This window comes from Leptolyngbya iicbica LK (assembly GCF_004212215.1).
GTDB classification, from domain to species: Bacteria; Cyanobacteriota; Cyanobacteriia; order Phormidesmidales; family Phormidesmidaceae; genus Halomicronema; species Halomicronema iicbica.
Window position 1 is genome coordinate 24,354 of the sequence record NZ_QVFV01000009.1, and the last position, 15,539, is coordinate 39,892.

General features: G+C 52.9%; 18 protein-coding genes. 13 read left to right on the forward strand and 5 right to left on the reverse strand.

Translation table 11 applies throughout. From position 1 onward, the window contains the following. Positions 1–65: 65 nt before the first annotated feature. From opcA to fbp, 3 genes are all read right to left on the reverse strand, one after another. A complete protein-coding gene (gene opcA / locus DYY88_RS21450) occupies positions 66–1,406 on the reverse strand; it encodes a glucose-6-phosphate dehydrogenase assembly protein OpcA (RefSeq protein ID WP_039729190.1) in 1,341 nt (446 codons plus the stop codon). Between the two features lie 143 nt (positions 1,407–1,549). After that, positions 1,550–3,079, reverse strand: a complete 1,530-nt coding sequence (zwf, locus tag DYY88_RS21455; RefSeq protein WP_039729188.1) for a glucose-6-phosphate dehydrogenase — start codon at positions 3,077–3,079, stop codon at positions 1,550–1,552. A 126-nt stretch (positions 3,080–3,205) separates the two neighbouring features. Next, positions 3,206–4,261 (reverse strand): class 1 fructose-bisphosphatase, encoded by a 1,056-nt coding sequence (gene fbp / locus DYY88_RS21460; protein WP_039729187.1) that lies wholly within the window; start codon positions 4,259–4,261, stop codon positions 3,206–3,208. A gap of 343 nt (positions 4,262–4,604) precedes the next feature. Here fbp and DYY88_RS21465 point away from each other — a divergent pair, with 343 nt between their 5' ends. After that, positions 4,605–6,194, forward strand: coding sequence for a glucose-6-phosphate isomerase (locus DYY88_RS21465; RefSeq protein WP_039729186.1), 1,590 nt, complete (start codon positions 4,605–4,607; stop codon positions 6,192–6,194). Between the two features lie 52 nt (positions 6,195–6,246). Here the strand turns inward: DYY88_RS21465 and DYY88_RS21470 are convergent, their stop codons facing one another. Both DYY88_RS21470 and DYY88_RS21475 read right to left on the reverse strand, forming a co-directional pair. Continuing rightward, complete coding sequence (locus DYY88_RS21470; protein WP_039729185.1) at positions 6,247–6,609, reverse strand: Lin0512 family protein; 363 nt, start codon at positions 6,607–6,609, stop codon at positions 6,247–6,249. A 52-nt stretch (positions 6,610–6,661) separates the two neighbouring features. Beyond that, positions 6,662–7,186, reverse strand: coding sequence for a hypothetical protein (locus DYY88_RS21475; protein ID WP_039729184.1), 525 nt, complete (start codon positions 7,184–7,186; stop codon positions 6,662–6,664). 399 nt (positions 7,187–7,585) lie between these two features. Between DYY88_RS21475 and psb27 the strand changes: the two genes are divergently transcribed. The 12 genes from psb27 to DYY88_RS21535 all read left to right on the forward strand — a co-directional run bounded on the left by psb27 (position 7,586) and on the right by DYY88_RS21535 (position 15,521). Further along, a complete protein-coding gene (psb27, locus tag DYY88_RS21480) occupies positions 7,586–7,978 on the forward strand; it encodes a photosystem II protein Psb27 (RefSeq protein WP_242517654.1) in 393 nt (130 codons plus the stop codon). A 323-nt stretch (positions 7,979–8,301) separates the two neighbouring features. After that, positions 8,302–8,415: a 50S ribosomal protein L36 gene (gene rpmJ / locus DYY88_RS21485; protein ID WP_072041366.1), complete on the forward strand. Its 114-nt coding sequence runs from the start codon at positions 8,302–8,304 to the stop codon at positions 8,413–8,415. 129 nt (positions 8,416–8,544) lie between these two features. Continuing rightward, the gene (gene rpsM / locus DYY88_RS21490; protein ID WP_039729182.1) at positions 8,545–8,925 is read left to right on the forward strand and encodes a 30S ribosomal protein S13; all 381 of its coding nucleotides are present in this window, start codon (positions 8,545–8,547) and stop codon (positions 8,923–8,925) included. Positions 8,926–9,021: 96 nt separating this feature from the next. Beyond that, complete coding sequence (gene rpsK, locus DYY88_RS21495; RefSeq protein WP_039729181.1) at positions 9,022–9,414, forward strand: 30S ribosomal protein S11; 393 nt, start codon at positions 9,022–9,024, stop codon at positions 9,412–9,414. A gap of 49 nt (positions 9,415–9,463) precedes the next feature. Then, positions 9,464–10,411, forward strand: a complete 948-nt coding sequence (locus DYY88_RS21500) for a DNA-directed RNA polymerase subunit alpha (RefSeq protein WP_039729180.1) — start codon at positions 9,464–9,466, stop codon at positions 10,409–10,411. 75 nt (positions 10,412–10,486) lie between these two features. After that, a complete protein-coding gene (gene rplQ / locus DYY88_RS21505) occupies positions 10,487–10,861 on the forward strand; it encodes a 50S ribosomal protein L17 (RefSeq protein ID WP_437438594.1) in 375 nt (124 codons plus the stop codon). Positions 10,862–10,880: 19 nt separating this feature from the next. Then, entirely contained in the window at positions 10,881–11,765 is an 885-nt protein-coding gene (gene truA / locus DYY88_RS21510; RefSeq protein ID WP_044148838.1) for a tRNA pseudouridine(38-40) synthase TruA, read from the forward strand. Between the two features lie 55 nt (positions 11,766–11,820). Then, positions 11,821–12,276: a 50S ribosomal protein L13 gene (gene rplM, locus DYY88_RS21515; protein ID WP_039729179.1), complete on the forward strand. Its 456-nt coding sequence runs from the start codon at positions 11,821–11,823 to the stop codon at positions 12,274–12,276. After that, complete coding sequence (gene rpsI / locus DYY88_RS21520) at positions 12,276–12,689, forward strand: 30S ribosomal protein S9 (protein ID WP_039729178.1); 414 nt, start codon at positions 12,276–12,278, stop codon at positions 12,687–12,689. Before rplM ends, rpsI begins: the two co-directional genes overlap by 1 nt. Before the next feature lie 65 nt (positions 12,690–12,754). Continuing rightward, positions 12,755–13,003, forward strand: coding sequence for a 50S ribosomal protein L31 (gene rpmE, locus DYY88_RS21525; RefSeq protein ID WP_039729177.1), 249 nt, complete (start codon positions 12,755–12,757; stop codon positions 13,001–13,003). Between the two features lie 64 nt (positions 13,004–13,067). Further along, complete coding sequence (gene prfA, locus DYY88_RS21530) at positions 13,068–14,168, forward strand: peptide chain release factor 1 (RefSeq protein ID WP_039729176.1); 1,101 nt, start codon at positions 13,068–13,070, stop codon at positions 14,166–14,168. A 96-nt stretch (positions 14,169–14,264) separates the two neighbouring features. Beyond that, entirely contained in the window at positions 14,265–15,521 is a 1,257-nt protein-coding gene (locus DYY88_RS21535) for a metallophosphoesterase family protein (RefSeq protein WP_039729174.1), read from the forward strand. Positions 15,522–15,539: the final 18 nt, after the last annotated feature.

Here is a 15,539-nt window from a genome sequence, read left to right on the forward strand (position 1 = left end):
CAAAGGGGACGCACCCTTCTAAAGGGTGCGTCCCCTAGCTTTTAGAGGGTGCGTCCCCTAACGCGTCAAGGACACAGGCGCAAAATCTGATCCGCCGTAGCCAGACTCTCTTGATACAGCACATCTTCGCCCCAGCGCTGGAGCTGCTGACTCAAAATTAAATCGGCCCGCTGGTCAGAAATGGCGCTCACCTCTTCGACGCGACAAGCCTGGGCTCCGCCCCCCGCTTCCATCCGCATACAGCCTGTCGTCTCCGAACAGAGGATGGTGCAGCAGTCGGCTTCTTGATTGTCGGAGGTCAGTCGGATACCGACCAAATCGCCGATCACTTCGCCGACATCCGCTACAGGAATCGCCGCCAGTTCTGCCTCAACCTCACGCTGGCCGCCCAGGCTGCTCTTGAAGTAGACCTTCCGAATGCCATAATCGCCCCCTTCTTCCACATAGCGGGTCGGCGTCCACCCCAGGCGACTAGCAATCCACCCGAGAAACATCAAAGCCTGGGCCGCGTTACCCGGTTCGTGGTCGATGCTGATGTGATCGATTTCCGCCAGGGCATCCCGCCGCTCCGGGGGATCAAAGGCCTCCGCTGTCAGCTCTTGCCAGGGGAAGAGACGGTGCCAGTTGAGATCGGCGATATATTTGCCTGTCTCAGTAATTTCTTGAATTTTATTGAGTTCTGACTCGGCATCGCTGAAGTAACTGGAATCGACAATCAGGCAGTTGCTAGTCTCGGAAAGCTGGCTGAATAGAGACTGTTCGGGGTTTGGGGTCGCCTTCCACCAAACGAATTTGGGCAAATCGCCAATCATCAGTGAAGAGACAACGCCAGCGACCTGTTCCAGGGCCTTTTTAGAGCCGCGCAGGGTAATGTACTCGCAGCAGATCAGATTGCTGACGTTGCGCTTTTGTACGGGGCAATAGGCTGACACTTGAGCGGTGACGCTCTCGTCGTCGCCATCCAGCGTGGGGCAAAGGGTAATGACCCGGCAGGGGTTTTGGGCCGCGATCGCCTCATTCAGATTAAAGCCCCGCAAATCGGCATTTGAAAAGGCTTTTTGGCTGTCAGATAAGTTGGCATACTCTTGCCGCAGGCGGGCCAGCGTCACCTCATCGACTCGCCCCGTGACCCGCAGACCATAGGCCATCTGCGCTTGGCGAATCGCTTCTCGCGTTTTGGGGCCGTGCAGCCCATCAATCACGTCTTTGTAAAACGTCAACGCGGCCAGCAATTGCTGAAACTCTTCGGGTTCGTACACCACGATGCTAAAGGTGCTAGCGCGAGTCGCGACCGGAGCCGTAGCGCCATCGTTTTGACTCCGCCAAATATTCCGCAGTTCGCTCTCAATTTCTTCGATCGAAATGCCTTTCGGTTTTTGTAGCGCAACAAGGGGGGTAGTGGTCATATCAGCTTCAGAGATGAGGGACAGAGTCGATACCGTCGTCAAAGTCGTCGAGCAAATCGGGCAAATCAGGTCGCCAGTCGGGGGGCGGGTGCGAGCTTATGGTACCGAATTTCCCCAGATTGCTGGAGAAACCCAGGATACGGTTAGAGTCGGCGCCAGCGGCGGCCATCGCAATTCAGCAGCAACTCTGACTCCACCGGCCCCCAGGTGCCCGCTTCATACATCGGGATGGCATCGGGATCTGCTGGCGCATCCCAAACTTCCAACAGCGGCGTTAGCATCCGCCAAGAGGCTTCCACTTCATCACCGCGCGTAAACAGCGTTTGGTCACCCAACATGCAATCGACCAGCAGGCGACCGTAGGCTTCTGTGCTGGGCTTGCCAAAGGCGGCGTCATAGCGGAAATCCATTTCCACCGATCGCGTCCGCAGTGAGTTCCCTGGCGTCTTCACCTCAAACCGCATCGAGATGCCCTCGTCCGGCTGAATCCGCAGCGCCAACACGTTGTGGTTCAACTGCTTCGCCGCCGACTGAAACATCATGTACGGCACTTCTTTAAAGTGAATGGAAATTTCCGACACCTTTTTCGGCATCCGCTTGCCCGTGCGCATGTAAAAAGGCACCCCTTTCCAACGCCAGTTGTCGACCATCAGCTTCAATGCGGCATAGGTCGGCGTCGTCGAGGTGTCGCTGGCCCCCTCTTCTGAGCGATAGCTGGGCACCTGTTTGTTGTTCATCCAACCCGGCGCATACTGACCCCGCACGGCACATTTCGAGAGGTCTTCTAAGTCTGCCAAGTGGGTAGCTTGCAGCACCTTTACCTTTTCACTGCGAATGCTGTCGGCATCAAGGGAATTCGGTGCTTCCATGGCGGTCAGACAAAAGAGCTGCATCAGGTGGTTTTGCACCATGTCCCGCAGCGCGCCTGAGGTTTCGTAATAGCCCGCGCGCCCTTCCAAGCCCACCGTTTCGGCCACGGTGATTTGTACGTGATCGACAAACTGCCGATTCCACAAGGGCTCAAAGATGGCATTCGCAAACCGAAAGACCATCAGGTTTTGGACCGTTTCTTTGCCCAGGTAATGGTCAATGCGGTAGACCTGTTCTTCTTTGCAGACGTCTTGCACGACCCGGTTCAGTACCCGCGCGGAGCCGATATCTTTGCCAAAGGGCTTTTCAATCACTAACCGTTGCTTAGTGGGATCGCTCAACATGCCCGCCCCACCCAGCTGTCGCGCTGCCTCACCGAAGAAACGGGGCGCAACCGAGAGGTAAAACACGCGATTACCGCGTGTGCCGCGTTTCTCATCCAACTCAGACAAAAAGGCTTTGAGCTTTTGATAGCTTTCGGGCTTGTCGATATTGGCGGGGCAATAGTACAGCCCCTCAGCAAAGTTGTTCCAAATTGCTTCGTTGCCGAGGCCGCTGCCAAACTCTTCCACCCCTTCGCGCATGTGCTCACGAAAAAAGTCGTGGCTCCACTCGCGCCGCGCCACCCCCACGATCGTGAGTTCCGGCGGCAAGCGGCGATCGAGCTTCATCTGGTACAGCGCGGGCACGAGCTTGCGCTGGGTAAGGTCACCAGAAGCACCGAAGATGACCAAAATTTGCGGGTCAGGAATGCGATCTTGTTGCAGGCCAACGCGCAAAGGATTTTCGAGCAGACTAACCATAAATATTGCTGGGGGCTAAAGGAACAGATACCAGTCGAACGATGGACTAAAAAATCGATCCGGGCGTTTAGCAAAATGAATCACAGCAACCGACAAGGGCGATCGCTCTTCCATTAACGAGAAAAACTAGGGAGCCGCGATCGCGGCTTGTTCCCGCAGGCGCTCTTGAATAAACGATTCCACCAGGGACACATCTTCGGTGCTGCCAATCACTAACGGCGTGCGCTGGTGTAATTCTGTCGGCACCACATCGAGCAGCCGTTCTGTGCCAGTACTCGCACTGCCACCCGCTTGTTCAATCAAAAAGGCCAAAGGCGCAGTTTCATAGAGCAGGCGCAACTTACCCTCGGGCTTTTTCTTGGTGCCGGGATACAAGAAGACGCCCCCCTGCATCAAAATTCGGTGAAAATCTCCTACCAGGGCACCGCTGTACCGTGATGAGTAACCCTCATGGCGATGCACATAGCGCGTGAAGTCGCGAATCGACTCTTCCCACTGCCAAAAGTTGCCCTCGTTCACGCTGTAGGTTGGCCCGTGCTGGGGCACCTGAATGTTCTCAGCGGTCAGAATGAATTCGCCCAGGCTGGGGTCGAGGGTGAAAGAATGCACACCATTGCCAATGGAATACACCAGCACCGTGGTTGGACCGTAGAGAATGTAGCCCGCAGCCAACTGATCGCGACCGTGGGTGAGCAGATCAGACGCTGATTGGTCTAAGTCGTCATCGGTTTGGCGACGAATGGCAAAGATTGAGCCGACATTCAAATTAATGTCAACGTTAGAAGAGCCATCAATCGGGTCGTATAGCAGGGTATAGCGGCCAATGGGACAGTTCTCGGGAATGTAGTAGGGCTTGTCCATTTCCTCCGACGCCAGCCGACAGACCAAGCCACTCTGCTTAAATACCGAGATAAAGACATCGTTGGCGAAAACATCCATTTTCTTGACGTCTTCACCCTGCACATTGGTTTTGCCGGTAAAGCCGAGGGTGTCTGCCACCAGACCCGCCCGGGACAAGTGTCGCGCAATCAGCTTGCCCGCTAGAGCAATCCGGTTCATTAGGGCGCTTAAATCCTGAGCTTCAGGACCAAAGCTCTGGAGCTGTTGCAGCACGTGGCGCGACAGCGTTGTGCAGTCACGGTCAAGGGTATGTTCGGAAGACGGTTGATAACTTTCAACCATGCAGGACTCCTGTGAGGACGGCAATCACGAGGGACTGGACAGGCAAAGCACAGAGCTAAGTGAAAAAGCGATCGCACCTGCGACCAGTCAAACTCTAGCCTTCATAGTAAAAAGCCTGCCGCGAAAGCCCAGAAGTCTTTATGTCAGCTAAAGATTAGCCTATGCAGAAGATTGATTTTTGCGCGGGTCAGCGGGGCTTATCGGCTGGCGGCAATCCTGTCCTGACACAAAACAACAACTTTCAATAAAAGTGCATCGCCATTACCGATTCCTGAGACCGTGTTTCCCTACACTGATTTGAGGTTAATCTCATACATGCGCTGCATTGCACAGGAAGACTGATATGGATGAACTTGCACTCTGGCAACGTTATCAAGACTGGCTCTATCGGCATGAAGATTTAGGTCTCTATCTCGATATCAGCCGCATCCGGTTTGATGACGCCTTTGTGAATCAGATGCTGCCCAAATTTGCCAAAGCGTTTGACGATATGGCAGCGCTGGAAAATGGCGCGATCGCCAACCCTGACGAAAATCGCATGGTTGGTCACTACTGGCTCCGCGATCCCGATCGCGCCCCCTCTGCGGCGCTAAAGCAAGACATCCTTTCCACCCTGCAAGACATCAAAACCTTCACCCAGCAGGTTCATACCGGGGCGCTCTATCCCCCCGGTCAAGAAAAGTTCACCGACTTACTGTGCATCGGCATTGGCGGTTCGGCCTTGGGGCCACAATTCGTTTCCCAAGCGTTAACGACCGATCAGCCCCCGCTCACCGCGCACTTTATTGACAATACTGATCCCGCTGGCATTGACCGGGTGCTCAATCGCTTAGGCGATCGCCTCGCCACCACCCTGGTCATTGTCACCTCCAAATCTGGCGGCACCCCCGAAACCCGCAACGCCATGGTGGAAGTGCAGCACCGATTTGACACCATGGGCCTGCATTTTGCCAAGCAGGCTGTCGCCGTGACCGGCATCGACAGCAATTTAGAAAAAGTCGCCAAGTCCCAGGGGTGGTTAGGGACCTTTCCGATGCACGGTTGGGTCGGTGGCCGCACCTCCGAGCTATCCGCCGTGGGCCTACTTCCTGCCGCCCTCGAAGGCATCGATATCATCGCCATTTTGCAAGGGGCCAAAGTGATGGATGCGGCGACACGGGTTGCCGACTTGCACCAAAATCCCGCCGCGATGCTGGCCCTGAGTTGGTACTACGTGGGCGAAGGGCACGGCCTCAAAGACATGGTGCTGCTGCCCTACAAAGACAGCCTGGCCCTCTTTAGCCGCTACCTGCAGCAGTTGGTGATGGAATCCCTCGGCAAGGAGCGTGATTTAGACGGCAATGTGGTCAATCAGGGCATTGCCGTGTACGGCAACAAGGGGTCAACCGACCAACACGCCTACGTGCAGCAACTGCGGGAAGGGGTTAATAACTTCTTTGTGACCTTCATCGAGGTGTTGCAAGACCGCCAGGGTGATTCCATCCCGATTGACCAGGGCGCCACAGCCGGTGATTTTCTCAATGGCTTCCTCCTCGGCACTCGCCAAGCCCTGTTTGAAAATCAGCGCGATTCCATCACCATCACTGTGCCCAACGTCACGCCCGCTATCGTCGGGGCTCTGATTGCCCTGTATGAGCGCGCCGTGGGTCTCTATGCCTCGCTGGTGAATATCAATGCCTATCACCAACCCGGTGTGGAAGCCGGGAAGAAAGCCGCTGCCGGCATTTTGGATTTGCAATCAAAGGCGATCGCGGCCGTTCAAAATACTTCGCATCCGATCACGATTAAAGAACTGGCCGCCAGAATTGGCGCCGAAAAAGATATCGAAACGCTGTACCAAATCCTGCGGCATTTAGATGCCAATCAGCGCCATATTCAGCTCTCAGGCTCCCTCACTCAGTTAGACCAACTTCAGGTCATGAGCCAGCCCTAAAACTGCTCGCCCAACAGCGCAGGCTGATTGCTGTTGGGCGACTGGCCACAGATTATTCAGGAATGGAAACCGTGACTGCGGCGATCGCGACATACATATCGTCGTTTTTGTCATCCAGTTCGGCGATCGCCTTGCCGACCACCACCATACCGCCATCCTCTAGCGTTAACGTTTTTTGTCCAAACGGTAATACCGCGAGCACTTCATCCTGACGGACGGCATCGGGAAACGGTACCGCTACCTGCACATCCACCAGCATTTCGTTGGGATGTCCTAGCCCCGCCACTTCCCACACCCCGGGCAGGGCATTGTGCGCGATCGCATTCCGCACCGCCCGCGCTGCCGCCACCGTCGGATCCTGACCATGTTGGTCAACGCCCATCCCCATTTCAATTACCAACCGTTTCGGGGCCATGCTGCTCCTTGTTTTTATCCGTATTGACGATTTGCCAATATACCGCAGCGGATCATGATGCCGAATTGGCCATGGGCGATCGATAGCCCTGAATGTTTTCTGGACGGAAGCGGCGAATAATCGGCGTAGCTATCCGAATTTCGGCATCGGAGCCCCGCACCACCACCAAATATTTACCCGCATTTAAGCGATTGCGATAAGACAGGGCATCGCCACTGCCAAAAGCCGCCGCAGTCCCACCGCCGACAAAAAAGGCCCCCATCGCCCCCGATCCGGCCCCCAGAAGGCCGCCGATGATTTGGTTGCCAGTCGTGCCAGCCCAAGGAAACGTATCTAGCCCCGTAATCGCGTTAAACCCAAACCCCGCAATAAAGCCAAACGGCACCAGCCAAAACATCATCAATCGCACTTGCTTCCAAGCTTGGTTCGCGGGATCAATCAGGCCAAACTCGTCGGCACTTTTATACCCCTTGCCCAAAATCGTCACCTCGTCCATCCCAAACTTGGCTTCCTCTAGTGCCGAGTACGCGCCCTCTGCTTTCATGCGATCGCTCAAAACCGCGATTAGATAATTCATCGCTCACTCAAACTACTCACGACATTCCCAAACCAACTGTGGGGTGAGGCATGACACGCTACTACCCGTCATCTCAAGATAAGCAGAAATGTGCAGTTCCCATCCATACAGCCTTTCAATTATTACGTGCCGTAGATAATCCGTTAACGGGGCGAACGGCCAATGTTTATCCCTCAGCCAGCCCTTCCGGCATTTCCGCCATCCACGCTGTCGCCCCTTTTCGCACTGCTCACTTCCGGACAGCTGACACCCAAAACCGTGAGCTGTATAGCTTTGTTCCGCTGCCAACCAGCAAAAAGACATGCGAGGGGGCACTGCCAACAGGGTAATATGGCTAGATATGCAGTTGTATCTGTGGCATCGTTGTTGCTCACCTTTTAGGAAATTATGAGACAGTTCATGACGCGCTTGTTAGCAATCGTTTTAGTTGCAGTCGTTGGTTTAGCTGGCTGTAGCAATGCCGGTGTGAGCGGCAAGATGACGGGTGATTATAAGCAAGACACCCTGACCGTCGTCGAAGAATTGAGAACTGCCATCAACGTGGCTCCAGACGATCCCGAGAAAGGGACCGCTGAAGTCAATGCCCGTAACATCATCAATGACTACTTTTCCTATTACCGTCGCGATAATGCGATTGATGGATTGAGTTCCTTTGCAACTCTCCGCACCGCTCTCAACGGTTTGGCTGGGCATTACAGTTCATATCCCAATCGCCCCATTCCAGAGAAACTCAAGAAGCGCCTAGAACAAGAGTTCAAACAAGTTGAGGCAGCTCTCAAACGCGGAGCCTAATGGACTAAACCTCAACTCGCGATGAAGGCGTTGTTCAGTTGCTGGACAGCGCCTTCACTATATGCAGAAACAATTCAGCGATCGCACCGATATTGCCAAGGTTAGGCAATCGCCCTGAGCCACGATTCTGACGGCAACCTTTAGGCGTCTTGAAAATCGCCCTCCCTCAACCATTGGCTTGCAGGTAGTTTGGCTTTCGGCACCATTCGATCCAAATTAATGACTTGTGACTCTGGCAATGCATCGAAATAAATAATATTTGACTAAGGCAACTCGGCTTTGCTAGAATCGCAATTCTGTAGTGGAGTGCTGAGAACTGGGACATGAAAGTCCGCGCATCCGTCCGAAGAATGTGTGATAAATGTCGCGTCATTCGCCGAAAAGGCCGAGTGATGGTGATTTGTTCAAACCCTAAGCATAAGCAACGACAAGGATAAATTCTTGTTATTTTAGCTGCTTAAACGGGTTTTCAACATAAACTAGGGTGTTCTGTGCACCTAGCAGTTTAGAATCTCACGGCTAAGCTGCAACTAGATCAGATGAGATTCATGGGGAGAAGATAGTCAGTGGCACGGATTGCTGGCGTAGACCTGCCAAGAGACAAGCGGGTTGAAATTGGTCTGACATATATTTACGGCATTGGCTTGAGTCGGTCGAAAGCAATTATCGAGAAAACAGGGGTCAATCCCGATACTCGAGTGCGTGACCTGACTGACTCTGACGTTGCGAGCTTGCGTGATTCTGTTGAGAACGACTACCAAGTCGAAGGTGACTTGCGTCGTTTGGAAGGACTGAACATCAAGCGATTGATGGATATTGGTTGTTATCGTGGGCGGCGGCATCGGGCAGGTCTACCTGTTCGAGGTCAGCGAACTCGCACTAACTCTCGTACCCGGCGTAGCGGCAAGCGCACTGTCGCAGGCAAGAAGAAAGCGCCTAAAAAGTAACGTAAACATTAGGTGTATCTTGAGTCACGTCTGCTCCTGTAGGCGGTTTCTCAAGATGCGCCTGTTTTGCTGATAAGAAGTAGTAGCAGGCAGCAGATGGCTAAACCGACAAAAAAATCAGGCGGGCGTAAAGTAAAAAAGAATATTCCTAACGGGGTTGCCCACATTCAGTCCACGTTCAATAACACCATTGTGACCATTACTGATACCAATGGTGGCGCTGTTTCTTGGTCCTCAGCTGGCGCGAGCGGTTTCAAGGGCGCTAAAAAGGGGACTCCTTTTGCGGCTCAAACTGCCGCTGATAGTGCGGCTCGTCGAGCCATGGATCAAGGCATGCGACAGATTGAGGTCATGGTCAGTGGCCCTGGGGCTGGCCGCGAAACGGCGATTCGAGCCCTGCAAGCTGCTGGACTGGAAATTACCTTGATTCGCGACGTTACTCCAATTCCCCACAACGGCTGTCGTCCACCTAAGCGTCGTCGCGTTTAGTGGGAGACATCTTTACGAGTATTGGTCAAAGTAGAGCGAGGGCACATCAGTGGCACAATTTCAGGTCGAATGCGTAGAATCATCGATTGGTGACGATCAAAGTCATTTCAGTCGTTTTGTTATTGAACCTTTAGAGCGCAGCCAGGGCATCACTGTCGGGAATGCGCTGCGACGGGTCTTGCTATCCAACTTAGAAGGCACTGCGATTACTGCAGTGCGGATTGCGGGAGCAACCCACGAGTTTTCGACTGTGCCAGGTGTGCGCGAAGACGTTTTGGATGTGCTCTTGAACATGAAGGAAATTGTGCTCAAGAGCTATTCCGCGCAACCGCAAATTGGTCGATTGCTGGTGCAGGGACCAACCAAGGTGACAGCGGGTCACTTTGATTTGCCGTCAGAAGTGGAGGTGATTGACCCTGAACAGTATGTTGCCACTGTTGCTGAAGGCCACACTCTAGAAATGGAGTTCCGCATTGAACGGGGCACTGGCTATCGAGCGATTGAGCGGAGTCATGACGAAGCTGCAGCGCTTGATTTCATGCAAATTGATGCCATTTTTATGCCTGTCAGAAAGGTGAATTACACCGTTGAAGACGTCATGGAAGGCGGCGCATTAGAAAAAGACCGTCTGATCATGGAAGTGACGACGAATGGTAGTCTGACTCCCCAACAGGCAATGAGCGAGGCAGCAGCAATTTTGGTTTCCTTGTTCAATCCACTTAAGGACGTCACTTTAGAGCCTAAATCTGAAGAAGAGCCTAAAGAGGAAGATCCCGCCAACCATATCCCGATTGAAGAGCTGCAACTTTCAGTCAGAGCTTATAACTGTCTGAAGCGGGCCCAGGTTAATTCGGTTGCCGATCTTTTGGATTTCACTCAGGAAGACCTTTTGGAAATCAAGAACTTTGGTCAGAAGTCGGCTGATGAAGTGATTGAGGCGCTGCAGCAGCGTTTGGGAATTACGCTGCCAGCTGAAAAGTCTGCGAAAACTTCTTAGTGAAGTGCGCTAGCTCAGGTGAACTGAGCTGCTATGTCCGAGGCTCTCTGCTTCGGTTTTTTATTGTTGATTTGTGTGAACGCAAAGGGGGAAATCGATATGCGACATGGGTGTCGTGTTCCACAGTTGGGTAAACCGGCGGACCAACGTCGGGCATTGTTGCGATCGCTCACCACTGAGTTGATCCGTAACGGTCAAATCACTACCACTAAGGCCCGAGCTAAGGCGGTACGTTCTGAAGCTGATCGGATGATTACGTTGGCTAAGGACGGTTCACTAGCGGCTCGCCGTCAGGCGCTAGGGTACATCTATGATTCTAAATTGGTGCATGCTTTATTTGAGCAAGCTCCTGAGCGTTATAGCGATCGCCAAGGTGGCTACACCCGCGTGCTCCGCACTGTGCGGCGACGGGGTGACAACGCTGAAATGGCGATCATCGAGCTGACTTAACCTCTGTACCATTCTGGCTATGTCTTCCAAGAGTCCTTTGTTAGAAACGTCAGCTGTCGCTTCAGCGGCTCCCGATACTGAGTATCACCGGGTCGCACTTGTTGTGCAGTACGTGGGGACTCACTTCCATGGATGGCAGCGACAGCCTCGTGAACGTACCGTACAGGGCGATATCGAAGCTGCTATCGCAACTGTTTTGGGGCAGCCCGTTACCCTATGTGGAGCGGGAAGAACCGATACAGGCGTGCATGCAGCGGCTCAAGTTGCTCATTTCTCTGCTCCGCAGCTGATTCCGGCTCATCGTTGGGCTAGCATTTTGAATGGCCGTTTACCCGAAGACATTATCATTCGTGCTTCGGCGGCTGTTCCTGATGATTGGCACGCTCAGTTTTCAGCCCAGTGGCGACGTTATCGATACACGCTGTATACCCACCCGATTCCTAACCTGTTTGTCCGGCCGTTTTCTTGGCACTACTATTACGAGTCCTTGAGTACAGTGCGGATGCAGGCAGCCCTCGATCTCTTAGTGGGCTATCACGATCTGACAGCATTTCAGCGGGCTGGTTCAAAACGATCCCATGCTTGGGTTGAGTTGCAAAGCGCTGAGTGCCAGCGACGCGATTCCTTTGTCACGGTGGAACTGCAAGCCAACGGTTTCTTGTACGGCATGGTGCGTCTGTTGATGGGGATTTTGGTGCAGGTCGGGCGCGGGCTCCTAAGTGTTGAGGAGTTTACTCAGCTCTGGCGCTGTCAGCAACGTGAGCGGGTTAAATATGCCGCGCCGGCTGGTGGACTTTGTCTATTACGGGTCGGGTATGAATACTTCCCCTTTGCCCCCGATGTTTGGTACGACACCCAGCCACACTTTGCTTTGCCCTTAGTTTCTGCCCCCATCGCAGTTTAGCAAAACTACTTTTGCTCGCAATCTTGATCACCTTCGTTGAATGTTCTGAAAAACCATGACTAAGACCTACACCCCACCTATCGATACGATTGAGCGTAAATGGTACGTCGTTGATGCGGCGGATCAGCGGCTAGGCCGACTCGCTACTGAAATTGCTACTGTTCTACGCGGTAAGAATAAACCCACCTTCACGCCGAACATGGATACGGGAGACTTTGTCGTTGTCGTGAATGCCGATAAGGTGGTGGTGACTGGCAACAAGGCGAGTCAAAAGCTTTATCGTCGCCACTCCGGTCGGCCCGGTGGCATGAAGGTTGAGACGTTCAATCAGCTGCAAGACCGGATTCCTGAGCGCATTATTGAAAAAGCCGTGAAAGGCATGTTGCCCAAGAATGCCCTGGGGCGCAAGCTGTTTACTAAGCTAAAAGTCTATGCTGGGCCAGAGCATCCCCATGCGGCTCAGCAGCCTGAGACCCTTGTTATCAACACCATTCCTGGAGGAGAAGCCTAATGCAAGCGACTGATAATACTGACCGCGTGGTTTATTGGGGCACTGGTCGACGGAAATCAGCGATCGCCCGAGTTCGTCTAGTGCCTGGCAGCGGCGATATCAAAATCAACAATCGCCCCGGAACCGAGCATTTGCAAGGGAACCCTGCTTACCTGGCTACGGTAAAAGCGCCCTTAGAAACCTTAGGGTTAGAAAATGAGTACGACGTGTTGGTGAATGTCCGCGGCGGTGGCCTGACTGGACATGCTGATGCCATCAAAATGGGCGTTGCACGGGCATTATGCGAACTGGATCCCGAAAATCGTAAACCGCTCAAAGTAGAAGGTTATCTGACTCGTGATCCTCGTTGTAAAGAACGGAAGAAGTACGGCTTGAAGAAGGCTCGTAAAGCTCCTCAATTCTCCAAACGTTAATCGTTGTTGGTTCGCCTTTTAAGGTGAACTGCATCAGTTTTTGACCAAACATTTAGGAAGTATCCATGCCTAAGCCTGAAATTCATCCAGAGTGGTATCCCGAAGCTAAAGTTTTTTGTGATGGTCAGTTAGTTATGACCGTTGGCTCAACAAAGCCTGAACTGCATGTTGATGTGTGGTCTGGCAATCATCCTTTCTACACCGGCACTCAAAAGATTATTGATACCGAAGGTCGAGTCGAGCGCTTTATGCGTAAGTACGGCATGTCTGATACACCTGCCAATACCGAAGGTGATGCGAAGTCAGATGCTTAGCGATCGCAGCCTTAGCGCTACTTTGCGCATCTAGTTGTTGTGATCGGAGTCACTTTGTCCCGCTATGGCCGAAGCCTACCTTATTGACAAGCTCAATTCAGTCCATCAAACCTTCCATGAGTTGACACGACGTTTGGCTGATCCAGATGTCGCGAGCGATCCGGATGAATTTCAGCGGATTGCTAAGGCCCGTTCTTCCTTAGAAGAGACGGTGATGACCTACGACACTTGGAAAGGTTTGCAGGAAGAGTTGGCTGGTGCCCAGGAGATTGTGCGGGAAGCGAGTGGCGATCCCGACTTAAGAGAGATGGCCGCTCAAGAGGTCGCTGACCTGCAAGAGCAGTTAGGGACGTTGGAAGAGCGGTTAAAGATCTTGCTGCTGCCTAAGGATCCCAATGATGAGAAAAACATCATGCTAGAGGTCAGAGCTGGAGCAGGGGGCGATGAGGCAAGTATCTGGGCGGGCGATCTCGTCAGAATGTATTCTCGATACGCTGAGTCGCAGAGCTGGCGTATCAAGCTCTTGAGCGAGTCTACGGCGGATATGGGTGGCTTTAAAGAAGCCATTCTCGAAATTCAGGGAGACAGCGTTTACAGCAAGCTCAAGTATGAGTCTGGTGTGCATCGAGTGCAACGAGTACCCGTCACCGAAGCGGGTGGTCGTGTGCATACTTCGACGGCAACAGTGGCCATTATGCCGGAGGTAGACGATGTCGAGATTCATATCGACCCCACTGAGGTAGAAATTTCCACCGCTCGTTCTGGTGGTGCAGGTGGTCAGAACGTCAACAAGGTGGAAACAGCTGTCGATCTGTTTCACAAGCCTACTGGCATTCGCATTTTTTGTACTGAGGAGCGATCGCAGCTGCAAAACCGAGAGCGGGCGATGCAGATTTTGCGGGCCAAGCTTTATGAAATGAAGTTACAAGAGCAGCAAGCGGAAGTCACTTCAATGCGCCGCTCGCAGGTGGGGACTGGGTCGCGCTCTGAAAAAATTCGCACCTATAACTACAAAGACAATCGCATTACCGATCACCGTCTCAATCAGAACTTTTCGCTATCGCCGGCATTGGAAGGCAATATTGAAGACATGATCCAGTCTTGCATTACTCAAGACCAACAAAGACAGCTTGAAGCTTTGGCGACTTCAGAGCCTGCTGCGTAGACTCAACCGCGGATTTTGGCAACAGAAAGCCTGTACCTTTCGTGTCATGACGTCTAGGTTTTATTAGACTGGAAGCTGCCGAATTCTCGGTTCTATATGGCACGGTTTCTCCATCTCGCGGATATCCATTTGGGTTTTGACCGCTACAACAGCCCCGAGCGGACTAAAGATTTCTTCTTTGCGTTGTCAGATGCGATCCAGAAGTATGCCATCGCTGCCGCAGTGGATTTTGTCATTATTGCTGGCGACTTATTCGAGCATCGTGTGATTCAGCCAGCGGTGCTCAATCAAGCTCAGTTGTGTTTTCAACAGCTTCAAGCGGCTAATATTCCTGTCTTGGCGATCGAAGGCAACCACGACAATACGCCCTATGGCACCTCGACCAGTTGGCTCAAGTATCTGTCGCAGTGGGGCATGTTGAAGCTGCTGGAGCCAGGTAACTTGGCTGCTGGTGAGCCGCTTTATTCGCCTTGGAATGAATCGCATAAGAAGGGCGGTTACATTGACTTACCCTGTGGTGTCAGAGTCATTGGTTCGGCCTGGTATGGGGCGGCAGCGGCTCGGGCGATCGAACAAATTGCTGCTGCCATTCAGGCGTTGCCACCGGGGCCAGACACCACAGTCCTGTTGTTTCATCACGGTCTCGAAGGGCAGATTGCTCGGTATAACGGAGCGCTGCGATATTCAGAACTCTTGCCGCTGCAAGAGGCAGGGGTGGACTATCTAGCGCTAGGCCATATTCATAAAAACTACAGCGAAGGGGGGTGGGTCTTTAACCCGGGGTCGCTGGAGGCTAACAATGTCGAAGAAGCTGGCTTTGCCCGGGGAGCATATCTGGTCGAAGTGAATGCGGACGGTATTCAGGCTGAACTGAAGCAAGACTATCGGCAGCGGCCAATCGTTCGGCTAGTGGCCAAAACTCAAGACAGTGATAGCGAAACCGATGTAGTGGCTAAAGCAACTCAGACGGTGGAAGTGGCGATCGCAGCGGGCCAACTCGTGCCAGAGCAACAACCGATTGTCGAACTCCGCATTGAAGGACAAGTGGGGTTTGAGCGCTTAGAACTGGATACTAAGCAGCTCCAAAAAGATTTGCAAGCCTTGGCCCAGGCTTTAGTGTTTCTGCTGAAGTATGACGTCGAGGAAAAAGAGCTTGCCGAACCCATTGCGAATGAGGCGAGTCGTGACCTGATTGAACGGAGCGCGTTTAAAGATCTATTGACAGCGCATCGCGATTACAAAAAACGAGCTGACAGGTTATCCGAAGGGCTGATTGATCTCAAAGCAAAGCGCTTGTTGGGACAAGCAGATGAAGCCCTTTATCAGTATCTTGATCAACTATTAGCCCAGTAAAACTTGGTATTGGTTTTC